This window comes from Salmonella sp. NW722, from assembly GCF_051702785.1.
In the GTDB taxonomy this organism is placed as follows: Bacteria; Pseudomonadota; Gammaproteobacteria; order Enterobacterales; family Enterobacteriaceae; genus Salmonella; species Salmonella enterica.
The window spans coordinates 464798-486164 of the sequence record NZ_JAMMIN010000004.1 but is presented as its reverse complement, the minus strand read 5'-3'; the positions used below and the strand labels follow the sequence as shown (position 1 = coordinate 486164).

Annotated in this window: 19 protein-coding genes and 1 pseudogene; 14 read left to right on the top strand and 6 right to left on the bottom strand. The window is 50.8% G+C overall.

Translation table 11 applies throughout. From position 1 onward, the window contains the following. The first annotated feature begins 15 nt into the window (after positions 1-15). The 6 genes and pseudogenes from NA330_RS12630 (at position 16) to NA330_RS12605 (ending at position 6346) form a co-directional block, all read left to right on the top strand. Positions 16-2526: a fimbrial biogenesis outer membrane usher protein gene (locus NA330_RS12630; protein WP_023242249.1), complete on the top strand. Its 2511-nt coding sequence runs from the start codon at positions 16-18 to the stop codon at positions 2524-2526. Positions 2527-2547: 21 nt separating this feature from the next. Further along, positions 2548-3018, top strand: a complete 471-nt coding sequence (gene afaD, locus NA330_RS12625; protein ID WP_023242248.1) for an AfaD family invasin — start codon at positions 2548-2550, stop codon at positions 3016-3018. A 407-nt stretch (positions 3019-3425) separates the two neighbouring features. Next, positions 3426-4247, top strand: a complete 822-nt coding sequence (locus tag NA330_RS12620; protein WP_000119374.1) for a polysaccharide deacetylase family protein — start codon at positions 3426-3428, stop codon at positions 4245-4247. 82 nt (positions 4248-4329) lie between these two features. Continuing rightward, positions 4330-4567, top strand: a pseudogene (locus NA330_RS12615) (PerC family transcriptional regulator); the annotation flags it as partial. A gap of 496 nt (positions 4568-5063) precedes the next feature. Continuing rightward, on the top strand, positions 5064-6011 hold the full coding sequence (locus NA330_RS12610) for a LysR family transcriptional regulator (protein ID WP_023242247.1): 948 nt from the start codon (positions 5064-5066) through the stop codon (positions 6009-6011). Positions 6012-6130: 119 nt separating this feature from the next. Continuing rightward, positions 6131-6346 (top strand): hypothetical protein, encoded by a 216-nt coding sequence (locus NA330_RS12605; RefSeq protein ID WP_001575654.1) that lies wholly within the window; start codon positions 6131-6133, stop codon positions 6344-6346. 3 nt (positions 6347-6349) lie between these two features. Here the strand turns inward: NA330_RS12605 and pagN are convergent, their stop codons facing one another. The 4 genes from pagN to fadE all read right to left on the bottom strand — a co-directional run bounded on the left by pagN (position 6350) and on the right by fadE (position 11437). Beyond that, positions 6350-7069, bottom strand: a complete 720-nt coding sequence (pagN, locus tag NA330_RS12600) for an adhesin/invasin protein PagN (RefSeq protein ID WP_000787612.1) — start codon at positions 7067-7069, stop codon at positions 6350-6352. 330 nt (positions 7070-7399) lie between these two features. Further along, entirely contained in the window at positions 7400-7807 is a 408-nt protein-coding gene (locus tag NA330_RS12595) for a Spy/CpxP family protein refolding chaperone (protein WP_000788200.1), read from the bottom strand. Between the two features lie 309 nt (positions 7808-8116). After that, positions 8117-8884 (bottom strand): amidohydrolase, encoded by a 768-nt coding sequence (locus NA330_RS12590; protein WP_000015789.1) that lies wholly within the window; start codon positions 8882-8884, stop codon positions 8117-8119. A gap of 108 nt (positions 8885-8992) precedes the next feature. Further along, positions 8993-11437: an acyl-CoA dehydrogenase FadE gene (fadE, locus tag NA330_RS12585; RefSeq protein WP_000973041.1), complete on the bottom strand. Its 2445-nt coding sequence runs from the start codon at positions 11435-11437 to the stop codon at positions 8993-8995. A 239-nt stretch (positions 11438-11676) separates the two neighbouring features. On the opposite strand from fadE, the gene lpcA reads away from it, so the two are divergent. Further along, complete coding sequence (gene lpcA, locus NA330_RS12580; protein WP_000284051.1) at positions 11677-12255, top strand: D-sedoheptulose 7-phosphate isomerase; 579 nt, start codon at positions 11677-11679, stop codon at positions 12253-12255. 212 nt (positions 12256-12467) lie between these two features. After that, the gene (locus tag NA330_RS12575) at positions 12468-13235 is read left to right on the top strand and encodes a class II glutamine amidotransferase (RefSeq protein WP_000333387.1); all 768 of its coding nucleotides are present in this window, start codon (positions 12468-12470) and stop codon (positions 13233-13235) included. Here NA330_RS12575 and dpaA read toward each other — a convergent pair. Continuing rightward, positions 13206-13946, bottom strand: coding sequence for a peptidoglycan meso-diaminopimelic acid protein amidase (dpaA, locus tag NA330_RS12570; RefSeq protein ID WP_001225658.1), 741 nt, complete (start codon positions 13944-13946; stop codon positions 13206-13208). The genes NA330_RS12575 and dpaA overlap by 30 nt on opposite strands. A 249-nt stretch (positions 13947-14195) precedes the next feature. On the opposite strand from dpaA, the gene dinB reads away from it, so the two are divergent. The 3 genes from dinB (at position 14196) to prfH (ending at position 17220) form a co-directional block, all read left to right on the top strand. Next, the gene (gene dinB / locus NA330_RS12565; RefSeq protein ID WP_001226204.1) at positions 14196-15251 is read left to right on the top strand and encodes a DNA polymerase IV; all 1056 of its coding nucleotides are present in this window, start codon (positions 14196-14198) and stop codon (positions 15249-15251) included. 218 nt (positions 15252-15469) lie between these two features. After that, positions 15470-16609 carry an RNA ligase RtcB family protein gene (locus tag NA330_RS12560; protein WP_023242246.1) on the top strand — a complete coding sequence of 380 codons (1140 nt, stop codon included), beginning with the start codon at positions 15470-15472 and terminating at the stop codon, positions 16607-16609. Beyond that, positions 16606-17220, top strand: coding sequence for a peptide chain release factor H (gene prfH / locus NA330_RS12555; RefSeq protein WP_000602086.1), 615 nt, complete (start codon positions 16606-16608; stop codon positions 17218-17220). Before NA330_RS12560 ends, prfH begins: the two co-directional genes overlap by 4 nt. 154 nt (positions 17221-17374) lie before the next feature. Here prfH and pepD read toward each other — a convergent pair whose 3' ends face one another. Further along, positions 17375-18832 (bottom strand): cytosol nonspecific dipeptidase, encoded by a 1458-nt coding sequence (gene pepD, locus NA330_RS12550; protein ID WP_001292983.1) that lies wholly within the window; start codon positions 18830-18832, stop codon positions 17375-17377. Positions 18833-19080: 248 nt separating this feature from the next. Here pepD and gpt point away from each other — a divergent pair, with 248 nt between their 5' ends. The 3 genes from gpt to crl all read left to right on the top strand — a co-directional run bounded on the left by gpt (position 19081) and on the right by crl (position 21331). Beyond that, positions 19081-19539 carry a xanthine phosphoribosyltransferase gene (gene gpt, locus NA330_RS12545; RefSeq protein ID WP_001292018.1) on the top strand — a complete coding sequence of 153 codons (459 nt, stop codon included), beginning with the start codon at positions 19081-19083 and terminating at the stop codon, positions 19537-19539. 88 nt (positions 19540-19627) lie between these two features. After that, complete coding sequence (gene frsA / locus NA330_RS12540) at positions 19628-20872, top strand: esterase FrsA (protein WP_023242245.1); 1245 nt, start codon at positions 19628-19630, stop codon at positions 20870-20872. Positions 20873-20929: 57 nt separating this feature from the next. Next, entirely contained in the window at positions 20930-21331 is a 402-nt protein-coding gene (gene crl / locus NA330_RS12535; RefSeq protein WP_000174693.1) for a sigma factor-binding protein Crl, read from the top strand. Positions 21332-21367 lie beyond the last annotated feature (36 nt).

The following is a 21367-nucleotide window of genomic DNA, read 5'->3' as shown; positions in this document are numbered from 1 at the left end:
GCTTAGCGGCAGAATATGAAGTTCAAACATCCTGCCTTGCTACTGTTTATCGCGGGAGTGGTTCACTGCGCAAATGCGCACACTTACACATTCGATGCATCAATGTTGGGCGATGCAGCGAAAGGGGTTGATATGTCGCTCTTTAACCAGGGGGTACAACAGCCAGGGACTTATCGAGTGGACGTAATGGTGAATGGTAAACGTGTCGACACCCGTGATGTGGTGTTCAAATTAGAAAAGGATGGGCAAGGAACGCCTTTTCTGGCTCCTTGTTTGACGGTCAGTCAGCTTTCACGCTACGGCGTAAAAACGGAAGATTACCCTCAGTTGTGGAAAGCAGCAAAGACCCCAGATGAGTGTGCGGATCTGAGCGCCATTCCACAGGCTAAAGCGGTATTGGATATCAATAATCAGCAACTGCAACTGAGTATTCCTCAGGTGGCGTTGCGTCCGGAATTTAAGGGGATCGCTCCTGAAGATCTCTGGGATGATGGTATTCCGGCGTTTCTGATGAACTACAGTGCGAGGACAACGCAGACGGATTACAAAATGGATATGGAGAGGCGTGACAACTCTTCCTGGGTACAACTGCAACCGGGAATCAATATAGGTGCGTGGCGTGTCCGCAATGCGACCAGCTGGCAGCGGAGTAGTCAACTGTCGGGGAAGTGGCAGGCAGCATATACCTATGCTGAGCGTGGACTGTACTCACTAAAAAGTCGTCTGACTCTGGGGCAAAAGACTTCGCAGGGGGAGATATTTGATAGTGTGCCATTTACCGGTGTGATGTTGGCATCGGATGACAACATGGTGCCCTACAGTGAGCGGCAGTTTGCTCCGGTAGTGCGTGGGATTGCCCGCACGCAGGCTCGGGTGGAGGTCAAACAGAATGGTTACACCATTTACAACACCACCGTGGCGCCCGGACCGTTTGCACTGCGGGATCTGTCGGTAACAGACAGTAGTGGTGATCTGCATGTCACCGTGTGGGAGGCCGATGGCAGTACACAAATGTTTGTGGTGCCGTATCAGACCCCGGCGATAGCACTGCACCAGGGATATTTGAAGTACAGCCTGTTGGCGGGCCGATACCGATCGTCAGACTCTGCAACGGATAAGGCGCAGATCGCGCAGGCTACGTTGATGTATGGTCTGCCGTGGAATCTCACTGCATACGGCGGTATACAGAGTGCAACGCACTATCAAGCTGCATCGCTTGGTTTGGGGGGATCTCTCGGGCGGTGGGGGAGTTTATCTGTCGATGGAAGCGACACACACAGTCAGCGTCAGGGGGAAGCGGTACAGCAAGGAGCCTCCTGGCGACTGCGTTACAGCAACCAGCTGACTGCGACGGGGACAAATTTGTTTCTGACGAGATGGCAATATGCCTCGCAGGGCTATAACACCCTATCCGATGTGCTCGACAGTTATCGACATAATGGCAACCGTCTATGGTCGTGGCGGGAAAATTTGCAGCCGAGCTCACGTACCACCCTGATGTTGAGTCAGTCATGGGGGAGGCATTTGGGCAATCTGAGTTTAATCGGTTCCCGTACCGACTGGCGTAATCGCCCCGGTCATGATGACAGCTACGGACTGAGTTGGGGAACCTCTATCGGAGTGGGCTCGCTGTCATTGAACTGGAATCAAAACAGAACGCTGTGGCGCAATGGCGAGCACCGTAAAGAGAACATAACCAGCCTGTGGTTCAGTATGCCATTAAGCCGCTGGACGGGGAATAATGTAAGTGCTAGTTGGCAGATGACTTCACCATCACACGGTGGTCAGACGCAACAAGTGGGGGTCAACGGAGAGGCATTCAGTCAGCAACTGGATTGGGAGGTGCGTCAGAGTTACCGTGCCGATGCCCCGCCAGGTGGTGGTAATAACAGCGCATTGCACTTGGCATGGAATGGGGCTTACGGCCTGTTAGGTGGTGACTATAGCTACAGCCGGGCGATGCGCCAGATGGGAGTCAATATCGCGGGAGGTATAGTTATCCACCATCATGGTGTGACGCTGGGGCAACCTTTGCAAGGCTCAGTGGCGCTGGTTGAAGCGCCAGGGGCCTCGGGGGTGCCAGTTGGCGGCTGGCCTGGCGTTAAGACGGATTTTCGTGGCGACACCACAGTGGGCAACCTGAGCGTCTATCAGGAGAATACAGTCAGCCTCGATCCGTCGCAACTACCGGATGACGCAGAGGTCACACAAACCGATGTGCGCGTGGTGCCAACCGAAGGGGCGGTGGTGGAAGCGAAGTTTCACACTCGCATCGGGGCCAGGGCACTGATGACGCTGAAACGGGAAGATGGTAGCGCCATTCCTTTCGGGGCGCAGGTTACAGTCAATGGGCAGGATGGCAGTGCTGCTCTGGTGGATACTGATAGCCAGGTTTATCTCACTGGTTTGGCGGATAAGGGCGAACTGACGGTGAAATGGGGAGCACAGCAATGTCGGGTTAACTACCACCTACCTGCCCACAAGGGAATCGCGGGCTTGTATCAAATGAGCGGTCTCTGCAGATAGCCGATTCTGAAGGAGAGAATAATGTGGATGAAAATACAGCGAATGAAAACGGTTATCTATAGCGTAACCTTACTGGTCACTGCCAGTAGCTTGGTGCCGATAGCGAACGCCGCAGAAAAACTTCAGACAACGCTACGTGTAGGGACTTACTTTCGGGCCGGGCATGTGCCAGATGGGATGGTGCTTGCGCAAGGCTGGGTGACTTATCACGGCAGTCACAGCGGGTTTCGGGTATGGAGCGATGAGCAAAAGGCGGGTAACACGCCTACCGTATTGCTGCTGAGCGGGCAACAGGATCCTCGCCATCACATTCAGGTTCGCCTGGAGGGCGAGGGGTGGCAACCAGATACGGTGAGTGGTCGTGGCGCCATTTTAAGAACCGCTGCAGATAACGCCAGTTTCAGTGTGGTCGTTGATGGCAATCAGGAAGTGCCTGCGGACACCTGGACGCTGGATTTTAAGGCCTGTGCATTGGCGCAGGAGGATACGTAGCCGTCTGTTCCACTCATACTTCCTGTATCAGTGAATAAGGCGAATACTGTATATCAGGTTCGAGGATGTATTGAAAATTTACTCAAGGCAAATATGGTTAGCAATCTTCATTGCAGAAAAATCAATTGCTGATTGATTTTAAAATCTGAAATTCATCTTTTTTTGTAGGGAGAGGAATATTATGTTTCGTAAAATAATTTAACGGACACTGATGCCTTTATTATTTTCTGTTTTGTGGATTTGTTTGATTCACTCTTTTGTGAGCGGGGCTTTATAAGCCCTTAGTATAAGGTTTGTTTATCTGTCAGGTATTCATATGTGATATTTAAGATTTTATGTTTAGGGGGCTTTTTCTTGTCCCCTCAGGCGTAAAAATAATTTATTTTTTACATAAAGGAATAAAGCATATGTCTTATGCACGACATTTACCGGTATTAATGTATCACCATGTCAGTGATAAACCCGGACAGATAACCTTATCTCCCTGTACGTTCCGGGCGCAGATGAAATGGCTGGCTGAATCTGGCTGGAAAACCGTTACCGCTGCAGAGGTGGAAGCTTTTTATCATGGTGCAAGATTGCCTCGTAAAAGCGTCATGCTGACCTTTGATGGCGGCTGGCTGGATAACTGGTTGCAGGTTTTTCCGGTGCTGCAGGAGTTTAATCTGCATGCGCATCTCTTTCTTGTGACCAGTTTGATCAGTGACGGACCGGTCCGTATTCCTGCAGGCGAACCGGTGTACTCTCATGATGAGTGTCAGATGCTGGTTAAACAAGGCCGGGCTGATGAGGTCATGCTGCGCTGGTCAGAGGTCCGGGAGATGCACCTCAGTGGCCTTGTTGAGTTTCACTCGCACACGCACACCCACCGACGCTGGGACCAGAAACCTGTGTCCCGTAATCCGTCGGATTTGCTTCGTGTCGATATTCTTCTTAGTCGTAAGCGGATGAGGGAGATGCTGGGTTATTGCAGTCAGCATCTGTGCTGGCCTGAGGGCTGGTATTGTTCTGACTATATTCATGTGGCTGAAGAGCTGGGGTTCACATACCTGTATACCACAGAAAGGCGTATGAACAATCCAGTCATCGGTTCACAGCGTATTGGTCGTATCAACACAAAGGAGCGAAAGAATGTGGGCTGGCTGAAACGTCGTCTGTTTTATCACACCACGCCCGGATTTTCTTCGCTGCTGGCCCGGCATAAGGGGGCACGTCGGATAGCTGACTGAGCCGGAGACCAGGATGAAAGTGCTGCATACCGAATCCTCCCCCATCATCGGCGGGCAGGGGTTGTAGGCTATATCCCAAATGATGGTGCTGATTTTGAGCAGAAATAAGATAACACCGGAGGCCGTGATAGACCCGGTTGCGCAGAATCTGGAGGCCGCAGGTCACTGGCGCAGGGCTTCTACCCGCTGGCTTTTGGTCATGGGCGATTTTGAATGTACAGAGGCCCAGCGGGAGTGGTTGTTGTTGCGCCGGAATTATTGCCTTGCGCAGATATCTTCCCCTGGCGCCAGTAAAGCTGGATATCAGCGACGTGACGAAATGAGAGGAGCCTGCACATAGGTTTATGTTTTGAGTAAGCGTCTTATTTAAACCGTCTGTTCTGTTTCCTCCACTTTCACAAATAATGTCGAACCGGGTGGGGGGGACTCAAGTAAGAATAATCTGGCGATGTTTTGCTTGTTTCCACGGGATACTTTGTTAGGTGAACGATACAATTAATGCGTTCCAGACTGCGTCACAGAAAAGGAGAATGCCTTTGCAGAACGGGCGCATGACAATGAACCACTTTATTATTGGTATCTGGTTCGGCGACAACCTTGACGATCACTTCCGAGATAGGGTATTTACACTGAGTGGTAAACAGGTTCAATTAGTAACCGGAGATGGATGCAAAATCATGATCGATTCAGATGCTATTTTGCAGCCAATAGATTTTTTATTAAGATGATATCAAGGACATTGAGGCACACAATGACGCATCAGTAAGTCGTTGATAGCTCCTTTAATATAAGAATTTCTTTTATCAACGGAAGATAATGATGGAACTGATCAATAATCGTGGTATGCGAGACTGGATGATATTTATTAAAGTGGCGGAAGTAGGGAATCTTTCCCGGGCTGCACGGGAATTAGATATTAGCATTTCTGCTGTCAGTAAATCGCTTAGCCGCCTTGAGAATTCTATTGAGGTTACTTTACTTCGGCGCGATTCACATCACTTAGAACTGACTGGAGCTGGTCAGACAGCCTATGCAAGCATGAAAAGGATAACATCTTCCTTTCAGTCCTTGCTGGATGAATTGCGAAATCCGGATAAAATTATCAGAGGGAGTATAAAATTTTCGGCTCCGGCTATTGTCTGTGAGTTTCTTGCCAATAAGTGGATATGGGAATTTACAGCTAGCTATCCGGATACAAAAATCTACCTGGATTCACGAGAGCGTAGCGATTTTTTTAGTAAATCCCTGGAGTTTGATGAGCTGGTTTTTAAAAGTGGCATAATCGAAAGTGAGGATCTCGTGTATCGAAAGATAAGCCCTTTAAAGTTGGTTCTTTGTGCGAGTCCGAAATATATCAGAAAATATGGCAGGATCTCACATCCTGGCGATTTGGAAAATCACATTATTGTGGGTCTTCACAATCATGGTCTTTCCGGACCTCTTACTCTTTTCCGTCAAGATGAATCATACACTATTAGTGGCGCTGTTAATGTTCATTTATCTTCCAATAATCTTTTGAGTGTTCTTAATTTGGTTTTAGAAGGAAAGGGTATCAACCTCATGACTCCGGCCTGGCTTGCCACCAAATACTTAAAAAATAATGAACTTGAAATTATACTTCCTGAATGGAGGGTTCCAGATCTCCCCATTTATCTTGTATGGCGTCATCGTCAGTATTATTCTCCTTTATTTCAACGCTTTCTGTATTTTATTGAAGATAAATGGAATAATCGCCCACAAATTGATTTTCTGAATGATGATTAACCCGTTTGGAATGGTTTTGACACGTTCCTGACTTAAACCCACATGATGATGACTGAATTGAGGCATCGAGATATGCGACTGGTCAGCCAGTCGTCTTTTGACGATGCCCAATACAAAACATGATGCCGACTGACGGAAATGATAATACCCGGAAACAGGACGGGGCTGTTTTTGGGCAGCCGGAAGTTAAGCCCATACCAGAAACGTTGCAGTGTACTGAAAAATGGCGCCAGGTTGCACCTGTTCAACGATTTTCTGAAGGCGCAGGAGTATTCATTACTGATATCCTCCATTGCGCCTTCGGGAACCCACAGGACCAGCTATTTTACCGATAGTGTTTAAAAGGCGTAAGTAATGCCGAGCATGAAGTCATTGGAGGCAGCCTTTGTGTCTGCATCATAAGCGGTATGTTCATCACCAGCATAGTGATTTTTTGAAATGCTTACTTTGCCGGCATTAATGTATTTATAACTGGCGTCAATCATAATATTATCTGTTACAGCATATTTTGCACCGATACCTGCGCCCCAGGCAAAGTTATTTTTTGAAGCAGACAGAGTTTCATTAATACCAAAACCAACAGGAATGGTGTTATTACTTAGCTTCACATGAGCGAGGCCAACACCTGCGCTGATATAGGGTGTAAATGCCGTACTATTGTGAAAATCATAATAACCATTAACCATGTAAGTGGTCATTCGGACCTGATTTTTTACATTTATGTGTACTGGCTGACCAAATGCAATAATATCCTGCCCGCCTTTAGCATCCGTCTCACCTCTGAAAGTGGTATCCAGTTCTAAACGTACTGGAAGCTGGAATGGATCATAAAAGTCATAACCGATAGCAACCCCGCCGCCAAAAACGCCTTTGGTACGGTCAGGTAACGTTGCATGACCATTGACTATCTCATCCTGGCTGAAGGTTGAGTTGATTCCATAGACATTGACTACGGATGTCCCCGCTTTCCCGGTGATATAGATCCCTTCTTTTGCTGATGCAGTAGCGGACCAGGTTACCACAAGGGGAATGATGCAGACTGCGAAAAAGTTTTTCATTTCAGAACCTGCCTTAACATTGGGCTAAAAGACAAGTTTCACGGTATAGGGGGTGATATAACGATTACATAAACGAAGCCCAAAAAACGGTCTATTGTAACGCTGGGTTTTCTGTAAGCGGGTAAAAAATGAGATGAAAATATTAAATAACAATACGATAATCGTCGGTATGGAAATCCATCTCCTCGCCAAATTGCCCAACGTACGGTTTCACTTCTACGTTATGTAACGGGTAGTGTTAGATAGAGCGATGCTGTAACAAAAAGATGAAGATGAATTTGTACCCGACCTGGATAAAGCCCGTTATCCAGGAATAACGGGCAAAAATATTTACTCAAGTGCCTGGGCGAGATCTTGTTGTACCTGTTGACGCTGTTCTGGTGTTAAGACTTTGCTTAAATCAAAATAATATTTAACCCGATAATAGCGAGCCTGTTGTTCTATGTTACTGAAGGCTGCAAGCTGCTGTTTTACGGCGGCGTCATCCCATTTACCGGATTTAATCACCTCTATCAGCGCACCGTCTTTAATTCCCTTCATAGAAATCTGACTGACGTCGGTTTCCAGTTGTTGGTGAAGTTTTTTGATCCGGGTAATCTGATCGTTTGTCAGCTTCAGATGCTGGACAATAGGATCCTGGGCGGGCAGGGGAGGATTGGGGACAGCGGTGGCGAAAGCGCCAAAAGAAACGCCCGCCAGAGTCGCTGCCAGTAAAGTTGTGCGTACAAAGTTTTTCATGAAGATATCCTGATAAGGGAGTGATTAACCGTTTTTATTACCCACGAATGGCGAGCAATTATCTTAGAGCCTATCCCAGTAGGCGTTATTGGCGCAGCCAGTTTGGACACGGACAGCGCGCAAAAACCGGAGCGTACACGTAGTACGTGAGGATTTTGAGCACTGCCCAGATCCAAAATGGCAAGTAAAATAGCCCTAATGGGATAGGCTCTTAGTCAGAATACGTTGCCTGCCACATTACGCCACGCGAATTTGTTTTACGGAGAGTTACGGAGTGAAACAATCCCGCCGCGGTGAGCGGCAGGTTGCTTACAAGGTGAATGGATCGGCATCGCGCCAGGCTGGAAATTTTTCGCGATAGTCCTGCAAGGCGACGAGAGAAAGATCGGCATCGATACGTGTCGCCTGGTGTGGTTCGGCGGTGGCGATAATATCACCCTGGGGATTAATGATCCGGCTATCGCCGCGATAATGTAGCCCGTTACCATCGGTGCCAACCCGGTTGCAGCCTGCGACATAAGCCTGATTTTCAATAGCGCGCGCCGTCAGTAATGTTTGCCAGTGTAGCGAGCGCGGCGCGGGCCAGTTCGCTACATACAGCGCCAGATCGTAATCATTGCGGTTGCGCGACCATATCGGAAAGCGCAGATCGTAACAGATCAGCGGCAGAATGCGCCAACCGCGCCACTGCACGATGATGCGTTTATCGCCTGCGGCATAATGTTGATGTTCATCCGCCATACGAAACAGATGGCGCTTATCATAGAGATGAACCTTGCCTTCCGGTTCAACCAGTAAGAAGCGATTTACGGCGCCGCGCTCAGTTTGTAGCGCCGCGCTGCCGGCAATCAGAGCGTCAGTTTGTCGGGCTTTGGCCTGCATCCACGTAATCACGCTATCTTGCGAAAGTGAGTTATTAGCGGCCTCCATCGCGAAGCCGGTGGTAAACATTTCAGGCAGAACAATCACATCCCGGCCAGATACGAGCTCTAGCTGTCTGTCAAAATGACGCAGGTTTGCCGGGCCGTCCATCCAGACTAAAGGTTGTTGCAACAGAGTAATTTTCAAACCAGACACGATCGGAGCTCCTCATTGAACAGCGTCTTTACACTGTAGCATGAGCAATAATAAAAAAGCGGCAAGAAAAAGCCCCGCGAAAGCGGGGCAGGAAAGACGCGAGACTGATTATGCGGCTTCGACTTTACGCACTTTCTCCGGCAGCTTTACCGGTTTGGTCGCCAGCGCTTCAGGTTCAAAATCATCAACGTTGATACTGCGCAGGCGGCTCTCTTCCGCTTTCGCCAGGATGGCGGCTTCATCTTTATCTATAAGCCCTTTCGCCAGCGCATTGCGCGCCAGTTCATCCAGACGAGTAAACGGCAGATTTTTACCCAGTTCTTTGCAGATGCGCTGGTGGATAGGGTCGGCAGCGATGACATCACGCAGCGCTTCTTCCAGTAAACCGACCGGATTATGTTCGGCGGGCGTCAGATACTGACCGCGCCCAATGCGTGAACGTGTGGCGTTCGGCACCTGCAGGATCTTCGCCACGGCGTGATCCAGCTTATCAGACGGCGCCAGATAATGACGGCCAGTCGGGAAGATCATCGCGGTGAGCAATCCGGCCACGACGCGGTTCGGGAAGTTCTGCAGCAGATCGTCCATCGCTTGTTCAGCACGATACAGCGCATCCTGTACGCCCCAGTGTACCAGCGGCAGGTCGGCTTCGTGGCGACCTTCGTCGTCGTAACGCTTCAGTACGGCTGAGGCCAGATAAAGCTGACTCAACACATCGCCCAGACGCGCGGAGATACGCTCGCGGCGTTTCAGGCTGCCGCCCAGTACCGCCATTGACACGTCAGACAGCAGCGCCAGGTTTGCGCTCAGTCGGTTCAGATGCTGGTAATAACGCTTCGTGGCGTCGCCGGTTGGCGTATGGCTCGTTAATCCGCGGGTCAGGCCAAGCCAGAAACTGCGGACGGTATTGCTGCCGACATGGCCGATATGTTTAAACAACAGCTTATCAAAGGCATTGACATCATTATTCTGCGCTGCGGCCATCTCTTCCAGTACATAAGGATGGCAGCGAATGGCGCCCTGACCAAAGATCATCATGCTACGGGTCAGGATATTCGCGCCTTCCACGGTAATCGCGATAGGCGCGCCCTGGTAAGCACGCGCCAGGAAGTTGCTCTCGCCCAGCATAATGCCTTTACCCCCAGTGATATCCATCGCGTCGATAATGGACTGCTGGCCGCGGTGGGTGCAGTGGTACTTCACGATAGCCGACAGTACCGCCGGTTTTTCGCCCAGCATAATGCCGTAGGTGATTAACGATGCGGCGGCATCCATCACATAAGCGTTACCTGCAATACGCGCCAGCGGTTCTTCAATACCTTCCATCTTGCCGATAGAAATTTTGAACTGACGACGAATGTGAGCATAGGCGCCGGTTGCCAGCGCGACGGATTTCACCCCGCCAGTGGAGTTGGACGGCAGGGTAATACCGCGTCCTACCGACAAACATTCCACCAGCATACGCCAGCCCTGTCCGGCCATTTTGGGGCCGCCGATAATATAATCAATAGGCACGAAAATATCGTTACCGCGGGTTGGGCCATTCTGGAACGGAACGTTAAGCGGGAAGTGACGACGACCAATTTCCACACCCGGCGTTGAGGTGGGGATCAGGGCGCAGGTAATACCCAGCTCTTCTTCTCCGCCTAACAATCTATCCGGATCGGAAAGCTTAAACGCCAGGCCCAACACGGTAGCTATCGGCGCCAACGTAATGTAACGCTTGTTCCAGGTCAGGCGCATACCCAGCACCTGCTGGCCCTGCCATTCGCCCATGCAAACCACGCCGGTATCCGGAATGGCGCCTGCATCAGAACCTGCTTCCGGGCTGGTCAGCGCAAAGCAGGGGATCTCCTGGCCGCGCGCCAGTCGCGGCAGATAGTGATTCTTCTGCTCTTCCGTACCATAGTGCTGCAACAACTCGCCAGGGCCGAGTGAGTTTGGAACGCCGACGGTGATAGCCAGAATTCCGGAGACGCCGGACAGTTTTTGCAGTACACGGGACTGCGCATAAGCGGAGAACTCCAGCCCGCCGTACTCTTTTTTAATGATCATCGCAAAAAAACGATGCTCTTTCAGATAAGCCCACAGTTCCGGCGGCAGATCCGCCAGTTCATGGGTAATCTGGAAATCGTTCGCCATCCGGCACGCTTCTTCTACCGGGCCGTCGAGAAACGCTTGCTCTTCGGCAGTGAGTTGCGGTTGCGGATAGTTGTGCAGTTTTTTCCAGTCAGGCTTGCCCTGGAACAGATCGCCTTCCCACCAGGTTGTACCGGCATCAATCGCTTCTTTCTCAGTGCGCGACATCGGCGGCATGACCTTACGGAAGCCGCGGAACACCGGTGCGGAAATCATTGATTTTCGCATCGGTGTGAGGTTAAACGGCACGAGGATAATGGCCAGAGGAACCAACAGCCAGATGGACCACAGGCCAGCGACGCCAAGTGCGGCGGTCCAGGCGAGCAGAATCAGGCTGCTAAGAAATAAACTCACGCGGTGATAGAACAATGCGCCGAGCAGAACAACCGTAGCGATAATACTCAAAATCATCATAACGAAAAGCTCCCTTGCTTGTAGGAGGTCTGACCACTTGTGATGATTAGGTTGTAGTGGATGTAAAATTTTTTAGCAATGTGTTTACAAAATAATTACAACAAAGCTCACATTGTTGCCGTTTTTGGGGGCACGAAAAATCAAAAGCGTGAGGCGTTAATTCGGCTTATGCTTCTCGCCTGTACTGCTATCCGGTACACTGCATACTGTCATTTACATTCATGCTGAAGGATATCCTCATGTACCAGGATCTTATTCGTAACGAACTGAACGAAGCGGCGGAAACGCTGGCTAATTTTTTAAAAGATGACGCCAATATTCACGCTATTCAGCGCGCGGCGGTCCTGTTGGCTGACAGTTTTAAAGCGGGTGGTAAGGTACTTTCCTGCGGTAACGGCGGCTCCCATTGCGATGCGATGCACTTTGCTGAAGAGCTGACAGGTCGTTATCGTGAAAATCGTCCGGGCTACCCGGCAATTGCGATTTCTGATGTTAGCCATATATCCTGCGTCAGTAATGATTTTGGCTATGACTATATTTTCTCTCGTTACGTTGAGGCGGTAGGGCGCGAAGGCGATGTCCTGTTAGGGATCTCGACGTCGGGTAACTCTGGTAACGTGATTAAAGCGATTGCCGCGGCCCGTGAAAAAGGCATGAAAGTGATTACGTTGACCGGCAAAGACGGCGGCAAAATGGCGGGAACGGCGGATATTGAAATTCGCGTACCGCACTTCGGTTATGCCGATCGTATTCAGGAAATTCATATCAAAGTGATTCATATTTTGATTCAGTTGATCGAAAAAGAGATGGTTAAATAACTATACCCGTCATACTTCAAGCTGCAGGTGCGTTGGTTGCGCTCAGAAACCCCAGTCACATAGTTATCTATGCTCCTGGGGATTTCCTCCCTTACCGCCTTCCTGCAACTCGAATTATTTAGGGTATAGCATATTGTTTTCTTTGATATTTTGACTTTTGATTGGCTGTAAAAATTACGCCTTCCCGCTTAAGGCGTTAGTGGAGGTGATGTATGTGCGAACTGCTTGGGATGAGCGCCAATGTGCCGACGGATATCTGCTTTAGCTTCACCGGACTGGTGCAGCGTGGCGGCGGAACTGGGCCGCATAAAGACGGCTGGGGAATTACCTTTTACGAAGGAAAGGGCTGTCGCACGTTTAAAGATCCGCAACCGAGCTACCATTCGCCGATTGCGAAACTGGTACAGAATTACCCGATCAAGTCCTGCTCGGTTATCGCCCATATCCGTCAGGCTAATCGCGGTGAAGTGGCGCTGGAAAATACACACCCTTTTACCCGGGAATTATGGGGACGCAACTGGACTTATGCTCATAACGGTCAGCTCAACGGTTATAAGTCGCTGGAAACCGGTAATTTTCGTCCGGTGGGGGAAACCGACAGCGAAAAAGCGTTTTGCTGGCTATTGCATAAATTAACGCAGCGTTATCCCCGCACGCCGGGCAACATGACGGCGGTATTTAAATATATTGCGACACTGGCGACGGTATTACGTGAAAAAGGCGTTTTTAACATGCTGCTGTCAGATGGGCGATATGTGATGGCGTTTTGCTCAACCCATTTGCACTGGATCACTCGCCGGGCGCCGTTTGGCGTAGCCACGCTGGTGGATCAGGATATGGAAATTGATTTCAGCTCACAGACCACGCCAAATGACGTGGTTACCGTGATTGCTACCCAGCCGCTAACGGGGAATGAAACCTGGCAAAAGATTATGCCAGGCGAATGGGCGTTATTTTGCCTCGGAGAGCGTATAATTTGAGGCCAGCTGTGGCTGAACGACTTCGTGACTCAACGGTTTGCTCACGACGTAACGTCCATCAACGATAGAAACAGTTGGCGGCTTATGCGTCTGTTCAAAATAATCGTAGCCGGGTTTTAGCTGCGCCCAGAAATCTTTGTAATATGAATATTTATGACGCTGCATATTGGCGTCGGTCATCCGGAACGGATAAATACTCACCTGCACGCTCGGCTGACCAAAGACCAGCGCGGCGGTGACAAACTGGAAAATCTCATCAATGCCGCTGTCGGTCATGGCATAGCAGCCGACGGAAACACAGGCGCCGTGAATCATCAGATATTTACCATCATAGCCATGCGCGCGATCGTAGGCATTTGGAAAACCAATGTTGATGGCCTTATAAAAACGGCTGTCTGGCTTGAGTTGATTACGCTGAACGCTGTAAAACCCTTCCGGACTTTTAAAATCGCCCTGACGGCGTTTCGGGCCTAACCCGCCGGAATAGTTGCAAATTTTGTAGCTATCAAGCAACTGGTATTGCTCACCCATTTTGACGTAGAGATCAAGGGTGCGCTCTTCTTTAAAAATCTGAATATAGACCGGTGAGCCCATTAACTGCTGCTTATACTCTTTACTGACCGGCGTGACGGGGCTGCTGCTGCTCAGCAAACCGGCAAACGAGACGCACGGCATCAGAAGCATCGCAAGAAAAAATGCGATTTTACGCATACTGCTTGTTCCTTGATAAAACGGTTACACACGCCAGAACGGCAAAAGAGTCCCCAAATCGGAGTAATCTGGATTTGGAGCGCTCACATTAGCACCACGGCAGTTTTTCGCAAGTCCCCGTGTGTACGTTTACAATTTTCCCGCCGCTTTCGTCGTCATACCTTCGAATATGTCGCATTTTTAACGCGAATGTCTCTTTGCGCGCAATAAAACATACTGTACACTTAAACAGTATTGTGGGGGCGAGCGATGCGCAAAATCATACATGTTGATATGGACTGTTTTTTTGCCGCGGTAGAGATGCGTGATAATCCGGCGTTACGCGATATTCCCATTGCCATTGGCGGGAGTCGTGAGCGAAGAGGCGTTATCAGTACCGCCAACTATCCTGCGCGCCAGTTTGGCGTACGTAGCGCGATGCCGACCGCCATGGCGCTAAAGCTGTGCCCCCATCTCACCTTATTGCCTGGCCGCTTTGACGCCTATAAAGAGGCTTCGCGGCATGTACGTGACATCTTTTCCCGCTACACTTCACTGATTGAACCGCTCTCGCTGGATGAAGCCTGGCTGGATGTGACTGACAGCCCGCACTGTTATGGTTCGGCGACGCTGATCGCCAGGGAGATTCGTCAGACTATTTTCAATGAACTGCAACTCACCGCCTCCGCCGGCGTTGCGCCAGTGAAATTTCTGGCGAAGATTGCCTCCGATCTCAATAAACCGAACGGACAATATGTTATTACGCCAGCCGATGTACCCGGCTTTCTTAAAACGTTGCCGTTAGCCAAAATTCCAGGCGTGGGGAAAGTTTCCGCCGCCAAACTGGAAAATATGGGGTTAAGAACCTGCGGGGATATTCAACAGTGCGATCTGGCGATGCTTCTCAAACGCTTCGGTAAATTTGGCCGGGTATTATGGGAGCGTAGTCAGGGTATTGACGAGCGTGATGTTAACAGCGAAAGGCTGCGTAAATCGGTAGGCGTTGAGCGTACTCTGGCGGAGGATATTCATGAGTGGTCGGACTGCGAGGCCATTATTGAACATTTATATCCGGAACTGGAGCGTCGTCTGGCTATAGTAAAGCCCGATTTACTGATTGCCCGACAGGGCGTTAAATTAAAATTTAATGATTTTCAGCAAACCACTCAGGAACATGTCTGGCCGCAATTAAATAAAGAAGACTTAATTACCACCGCCCGTAAAACCTGGGACGAGCGTCGCGGCGAGCGCGGCGTACGGCTGGTGGGGCTACACGTAACGCTGCTCGACCCTCAGTTGGAACGACAGTTGGTGTTAGGGTTATAAGTCAGGCTATTAAGATTTTATCACTATTACGATTGCGCCATCTAAATTTCAGTATTACTATACCCGCGTTTTCTCATTCTCAATAACTGCAAAGGAGGTTCATCATGACACTTTATTCTCTGAACGCACTTTGCAGACATTTCCAGGATTAATTTTCTTTTATTGCCCTGGATTAGTCTGCCATTTCCTGATTTTTTAATTCATATATGGAATGGTATATGGGCAATTATATTCGTCCTTTATCAGATGTGGTATTTTCTATCGCATCAGATAACCTGTGGATCGAAGATTCCGCGATCCAACAATTATATACGACGGCTAAGTTAATCGGTATGAGACGCGTTATCGGGATGCCAGATCTGCATCCGGGGCGCGGCTACCCTATTGGCGCAGCCTTTTTCTCGCGTGGACGCTTTTATCCGGCGCTGGTCGGCAACGATATCGGCTGCGGCATGGCGTTATGGCAAACGGATATTTTAGGGCGTAAATATAACGCCGATAAACTGGAGAAGCGGCTGGCGTCGCTGCCTGACGTGGCGGACGCGCAGTGGCTGGAGGAGAATGTCCCCGCCGCAATGCAGCATCATTCGTGGCGCTCTGCGCTGGGTTCTATTGGCGGCGGCAATCATTTTGCCGAGCTGCAACAGGTCGATCGCATCGTCGATGCTGATTCGTTCGCATTGTCAGGGTTAAAAAAAACGCAGTTATTACTGCTGGTACACAGTGGTTCACGCGGTCTGGGGCAAGCTATCCTGCGTCGTCATGTGGAGGCGTTTTCGCATAACGGTTTGCCGGAAGATAGCGACGATGCGCGCCGCTACCTTGCAGAACATGACGATGCGCTGGCATTTGCCCGCAGTAATCGCGCGCTGATTGCCCGCCGGATACTGCAACAGCTCAGGGCTGAGGGCGAACCGCGGCTGGATGTGGCGCATAACTTCGTTGAACCCTGTACTGTCGCGGGTGAGGCGGGGTGGCTGCACCGTAAAGGCGCTACGCCAGATGGGCAGGGACTGGTGATTATCCCCGGCTCGCGCGGCGATTATAGCTGGCTGGTGAAACCCGTCGTCAGCGAGGAGAGCCTCTTCTCCCTGGCGCACGGCGCGGGGCGCAAATGGATGCGTACCGAGTGTAAAGACCGGTTATCGGCAAAATTTACCCCGCGACAGCTCTGCCGTACCGGGATGGGTAGCCGGGTGATTTGCCGCGATCGCCAGCTCATTTATGAAGAAGCGCCGCAGGCGTATAAATCCATCGATAGCGTTGTGGATTGTCTGGCAGACGCCGGACTGATTACGCCAGTTGCCTGCCTGCGTCCGGTGCTGACGCTGAAAACCTCAGGGGAGAAAAGCGCATGATCTTACTGCAACTTTCTTCTGCGCAGGGACCGGACGAGTGTTGTCTGGCGGTAAAAAAAGCGCTGGATTGTCTGACGAAAGAAGCTGCCAGAGAAAAGGTATCGTTGACGCGACTTGAAACAGAGCCGGGACGATTACCAGACACGCTGCGTTCTGCGCTGGTCTCGCTGGACGGCGAAAAAGCTATGGCTTTCAGTGAACGTTGGTGTGGCACGTTACTGTGGATTTGTACCAGCCCGTATCGTCCGCACCATGGGCGAAAAAACTGGTACGTCGGCATTGGGCGCTTTTCCGCCGACGAGCACATACAGTCTGATGAGATTCGTTTCGAGACTCTGCGCTCTTCCGGCCCGGGTGGGCAGCACGTTAATAAAACCGACTCGGCAGTGCGGGCCACGCACCTGGCGAGCGGGATTAGCGTGAAGGTTCAGTCGGAGCGCAGTCAACATGCGAATAAGCGTCTGGCCCGGCTGCTGATTGCCTGGCGGCTGGAACAGCAACGGCAAAATGAGTGTGCGGCGTTGAAGTCTGAAAGGCGTCTGTTCCATCATCAGATTGAGCGCGGCAATCCGCTACGGATATTTAAAGGAATGGCGTTTACGCCACAATAATTCGGTGCTACCAGCGCTGTTATAGGGCTGTCTGGCTATTCGCGTGTAGCCGCAGCGCTATTCAGCGCATCCAGGAGAGCTTATCTGGCAATGGATACCCGATATTCCATATTGATAGCCCGTCCAGAAATGGGACGGGCATTTTAGCGCTTTCTTACTTCGCAGGAATCGCTTTCAGCAATTCGGTCAGCAGAGTCCAGTAGTGGCCGACGCTTTCGATATGTACCTGCTCATCCGGAGAGTGAGGTCCGGTAATGGTAGGCCCAATAGAAACCATGTCCATATCCGGATAGGGTTTCTTAAACAGACCGCATTCCAGGCCGGCGTGGATAATCTGGATGTTCGGTGTTTTGTTGAACAGACGCTGATAGGTTTCCCGCACCAGGTGCATGACCGGCGAGTTCGCATCGGGCTGCCAGCCAGGATAGCTGCCTTTTGCTTCGGTTTTCGCGCCAGCCAGCTTGCCCAGCGAATCCAGCATACTCACCACATAATCTTTACCGCTGTCGATAAGAGAGCGAATCAGGCAGTGAATTTCGACATTCGCATCAGACATTGTGACCACGCCAACGTTCAGCGATGTTTCCACTACGCCTTTCGCCACGTCTGAATTGCGGATCACGCCGTTCGGCGTTGCGTTCAGCAGGCGCACAAAGGTATCGCGTGATGGCGCGGTCAATGCGGCTTTATCACTGGCAACCTCATTGAGTTGCAGCGTCAGGTTTTTCTCTTTTTCCGCCAGTTCGTTTTTCAGAATATCCTGGTAAGCGTTCACTAATGTTTTCAGCGCGCCTATGTTGTCTGCGGCAACGGCGAGGGTAGCGAACGCTTCGCGCGGAATCGCGTTACGCAGCGTGCCGCCGTTGAAATCGATCAGACGCAGATCCAGTTCTTCTGCGTGCCCGGCCAGAAAACGCGCCAGCAATTTGTTGGCATTGCCAAGGCCGAGGTGAATTTCACCACCGGAGTGGCCGCCTTTCAGGCCTTTCAGGGTTAGCTTAAAGCATGCAAATCCTGCGGGTACAGCTTCACGGGTCAACGGCAGATTAGAGGTAAAATCGATGCCGCCTGCGCAGCCCATATAGATCTCACCTTCTTCTTCAGAGTCGGTGTTGATCAGGATGTCGGCCTGCAACCAGCCGGACTGGAGGCCGAACGCGCCATCCATGCCGGCTTCTTCGGTCATGGTCAGCAGCACTTCCAGCGGGCCATGGACGACATTATCATCAGCCAGTACCGCTAACGCAGAAGCCATTCCAATACCATTGTCGGCGCCGAGCGTAGTACCGCGCGCTTTAACCCATTCGCCATCAATATAAGGCCGGATGGGATCTGTAGTGAAGTCGTGAACGGTGTCGCTATTTTTTTGCGGCACCATATCCAGATGCGCCTGTAAAACGACCGGCTTGCGATTTTCCATACCTGCAGTGGCGGGCTTACGGATCAGAATATTACCGACCTGGTCGCGATCCACGTAAAGGCCTTTCTCTTTGGCCCAACTCACAATATGTTCCGCGAGTTGCTCTTCGTGATAGGACGGGTGAGGAATAGAACAGATTTTGGCAAAAATATCCCACAAAGGTTGTGGTGATAACTGAGACAGTTCAGACACGATAAGTCTCCTTGGCGGTGGTCTGAAAAACGTTCTTACAGGCCACAGGGTTAGCGGAATTGATAACTCTTACGAGATGCGACTGAGAATACCACTTTCTCCGCCTGCGGGTAGTATAAAGCATACAAAAAGAGGCGTGGATTCCGCTAAACACTGGTTTTTAGCGCGTCAGGTCTCTATAATCTCGCGCAACTATTTCCCCCTCGAACACTTTTTAAGCCGTAGATAAACAGGCTGGGACACTTCACATGAGCGAAAAATACGTCGTCACCTGGGACATGTTGCAGATTCACGCACGCAAACTGGCGAGCCGCCTCATGCCTTCAGAACAATGGAAAGGCATTATTGCCGTAAGTCGTGGCGGCCTTGTACCGGGCGCACTACTGGCGCGTGAATTGGGCATTCGTCATGTCGATACCGTATGCATCTCCAGCTACGATCACGATAACCAGCGCGAACTGAAAGTGCTGAAACGTGCAGAAGGCGACGGCGAAGGCTTTATCGTCATCGACGATCTGGTCGATACCGGCGGCACCGCCGTCGCGATTCGCGAAATGTACCCTAAAGCGCATTTCGTCACGATTTTCGCTAAACCGGCGGGCCGTCCGCTGGTTGATGATTATGTTATTGATATTCCTCAGAACACCTGGATTGAGCAGCCCTGGGATATGGGTGTGGTATTTGTACCGCCGATTTCAGGTCGTTAATCAGCAGCTTTTCAGAGCGCCCGGCAATGCCGGGCGCTGTTTTATTGGTTACAATAAGCCTCTATGAGTATCCAAGGAGGCTGCACGAATGACACAGGCTAACCTCAGCGAAACCCTGTTCAAACCCCGCTTTAAACATACTGAAACGTCTACCCTTGTCCGTCGGTTCAATCGTGGGTCGCAGCCGCCCATGCAATCCGCGCTGGACGGTAAGAACGTCCCGCACTGGTACCGCATGATAAACCGCCTGATGTGGATTTGGCGCGGCGTTGATCCACGAGAAATCCTTGATGTGCAGGCGCGCATTGTGATGAGCGACGCAGAGCGAACGGATGATGATTTATACGATACGGTCATCGGTTACCGCGGCGGCAACTGGATTTATGAGTGGGCAAAGCAGGCGATGGACTGGCAGCAGAAAGCCTGTCAGGAACAGGACGCCATGCGCAGCGGACGCTACTGGCTTCATGCCTCAACGCTCTATAACATTGCCGCCTACCCGCATTTGAAGGGCGATGAGCTGGCGGAGCAGGCGCAGGCGCTGGCGAATCGCGCCTATGAAGAGGCCGCGCAGCGGTTGCCAGGCTCGTTACGTGAAATGGAATTTGCCGTTCCTGGCGGTTCGCCTGTCACCGCGTTTTTACATATGCCGAAAGGGGATGGTCCGTTTCCGACGGTGCTCATGTGCGGCGGCCTGGACGCCATGCAAACCGACTATTACACCCTGTATGAACGCTATTTCGCGCCGCGCGGTATCGCGATGTTAACGCTTGATATGCCTTCGGTTGGATTTTCATCAAAGTGGAAATTAACCCATGATTCCAGCTTGCTCCACCAGCATGTGTTAAAAGCGCTTCCTAATGTCCCCTGGGTGGATCATACCCGTGTTGCGGCGTTTGGTTTCCGTTTTGGCGCCAACGTTGCGGTGCGTCTGGCCTATCTGGAAGCGCCGCGTTTGAAAGCGGTGGCTTGCCTGGGGCCGGTGGTCCATGCGCTACTTAGCGATCCGCAACGACAGAGCACGGTGCCGGAGATGTATCTGGATGTGCTGGCCAGCCGTCTGGGTATGCATGATGCTTCGGATGAGGCGCTGCGTGTGGAGCTCAATCGCTATTCGTTGAAAGTACAGGGGCTACTGGGCAGACGTTGTCCTACGCCAATGCTTTCCGGATTCTGGAAAAACGATCCTTTCAGCCCGGAAGAAGAGTCTCGTTTAATTACAACATCATCTTCAGACGGTAAGCTGATAGAGATCCCTTTTAACCCGGTGTACCGCAATTTTGACCACGCGCTGCAAGAAATTACCGACTGGATTAATCATAGATTGTGTTAATAGATTGATAAATTCTATTGATTTGGTAAAACAGTTGCTTCATTAAAGGAGATCGCAATGACGTTACCGAGTGGACACCCGAAAAGTAGATTGATCAAGAAATTTACCGCGCTTGGCCCCTATATCCGGGAAGGGCAGTGCGAAGACAATCGTTTTTTTTTCGATTGCCTGGCAGTTTGCGTCAACGTGAAGCCCGCGCCAGAGAAGCGTGAATTTTGGGGCTGGTGGATGGAGCTGGAAGCACAAGAGAAACGCTTCACTTATCGTTATCAGTTTGGTTTGTTTGATAAAGAGGGCAACTGGACCGCAGTGCCGATTAACGAAACCGAAGTGGTGGAGCGACTGGAATACACGCTACGCGAGTTTCATGAAAAGCTACGCGACCTGCTGATTTCTATGGAGCTGGCGCTGGAGCCGTCTGACGATTTCAACGACGAGCCGGTAAAACTGTCGGCATAACCCTGCTGTCATGCCTGATGGCGTAGCGCCATCAGG

Coding starts and splice junctions, on each gene's coding strand:
- NA330_RS12560 (WP_023242246.1), top strand. CDS start 15,470: ATGGGCAATTATATTCGTCCTTTATCAGATGTGGTATTTTCTATCGCA.
- afaD (WP_023242248.1), top strand. CDS start 2,548: ATGTGGATGAAAATACAGCGAATGAAAACGGTTATCTATAGCGTAACC.
- NA330_RS12630 (WP_023242249.1), top strand. CDS start 16: ATGAAGTTCAAACATCCTGCCTTGCTACTGTTTATCGCGGGAGTGGTT.
- NA330_RS12575 (WP_000333387.1), top strand. CDS start 12,468: ATGTGCGAACTGCTTGGGATGAGCGCCAATGTGCCGACGGATATCTGC.
- lpcA (WP_000284051.1), top strand. CDS start 11,677: ATGTACCAGGATCTTATTCGTAACGAACTGAACGAAGCGGCGGAAACG.
- NA330_RS12605 (WP_001575654.1), top strand. CDS start 6,131: ATGATGCCGACTGACGGAAATGATAATACCCGGAAACAGGACGGGGCT.
- gpt (WP_001292018.1), top strand. CDS start 19,081: ATGAGCGAAAAATACGTCGTCACCTGGGACATGTTGCAGATTCACGCA.
- NA330_RS12595 (WP_000788200.1), bottom strand. CDS start 7,807: ATGAAAAACTTTGTACGCACAACTTTACTGGCAGCGACTCTGGCGGGC.
- pagN (WP_000787612.1), bottom strand. CDS start 7,069: ATGAAAAACTTTTTCGCAGTCTGCATCATTCCCCTTGTGGTAACCTGG.
- crl (WP_000174693.1), top strand. CDS start 20,930: ATGACGTTACCGAGTGGACACCCGAAAAGTAGATTGATCAAGAAATTT.
- NA330_RS12620 (WP_000119374.1), top strand. CDS start 3,426: ATGTCTTATGCACGACATTTACCGGTATTAATGTATCACCATGTCAGT.
- prfH (WP_000602086.1), top strand. CDS start 16,606: ATGATCTTACTGCAACTTTCTTCTGCGCAGGGACCGGACGAGTGTTGT.
- dpaA (WP_001225658.1), bottom strand. CDS start 13,946: ATGCGTAAAATCGCATTTTTTCTTGCGATGCTTCTGATGCCGTGCGTC.
- frsA (WP_023242245.1), top strand. CDS start 19,628: ATGACACAGGCTAACCTCAGCGAAACCCTGTTCAAACCCCGCTTTAAA.
- dinB (WP_001226204.1), top strand. CDS start 14,196: ATGCGCAAAATCATACATGTTGATATGGACTGTTTTTTTGCCGCGGTA.
- fadE (WP_000973041.1), bottom strand. CDS start 11,437: ATGATGATTTTGAGTATTATCGCTACGGTTGTTCTGCTCGGCGCATTG.
- NA330_RS12610 (WP_023242247.1), top strand. CDS start 5,064: ATGATGGAACTGATCAATAATCGTGGTATGCGAGACTGGATGATATTT.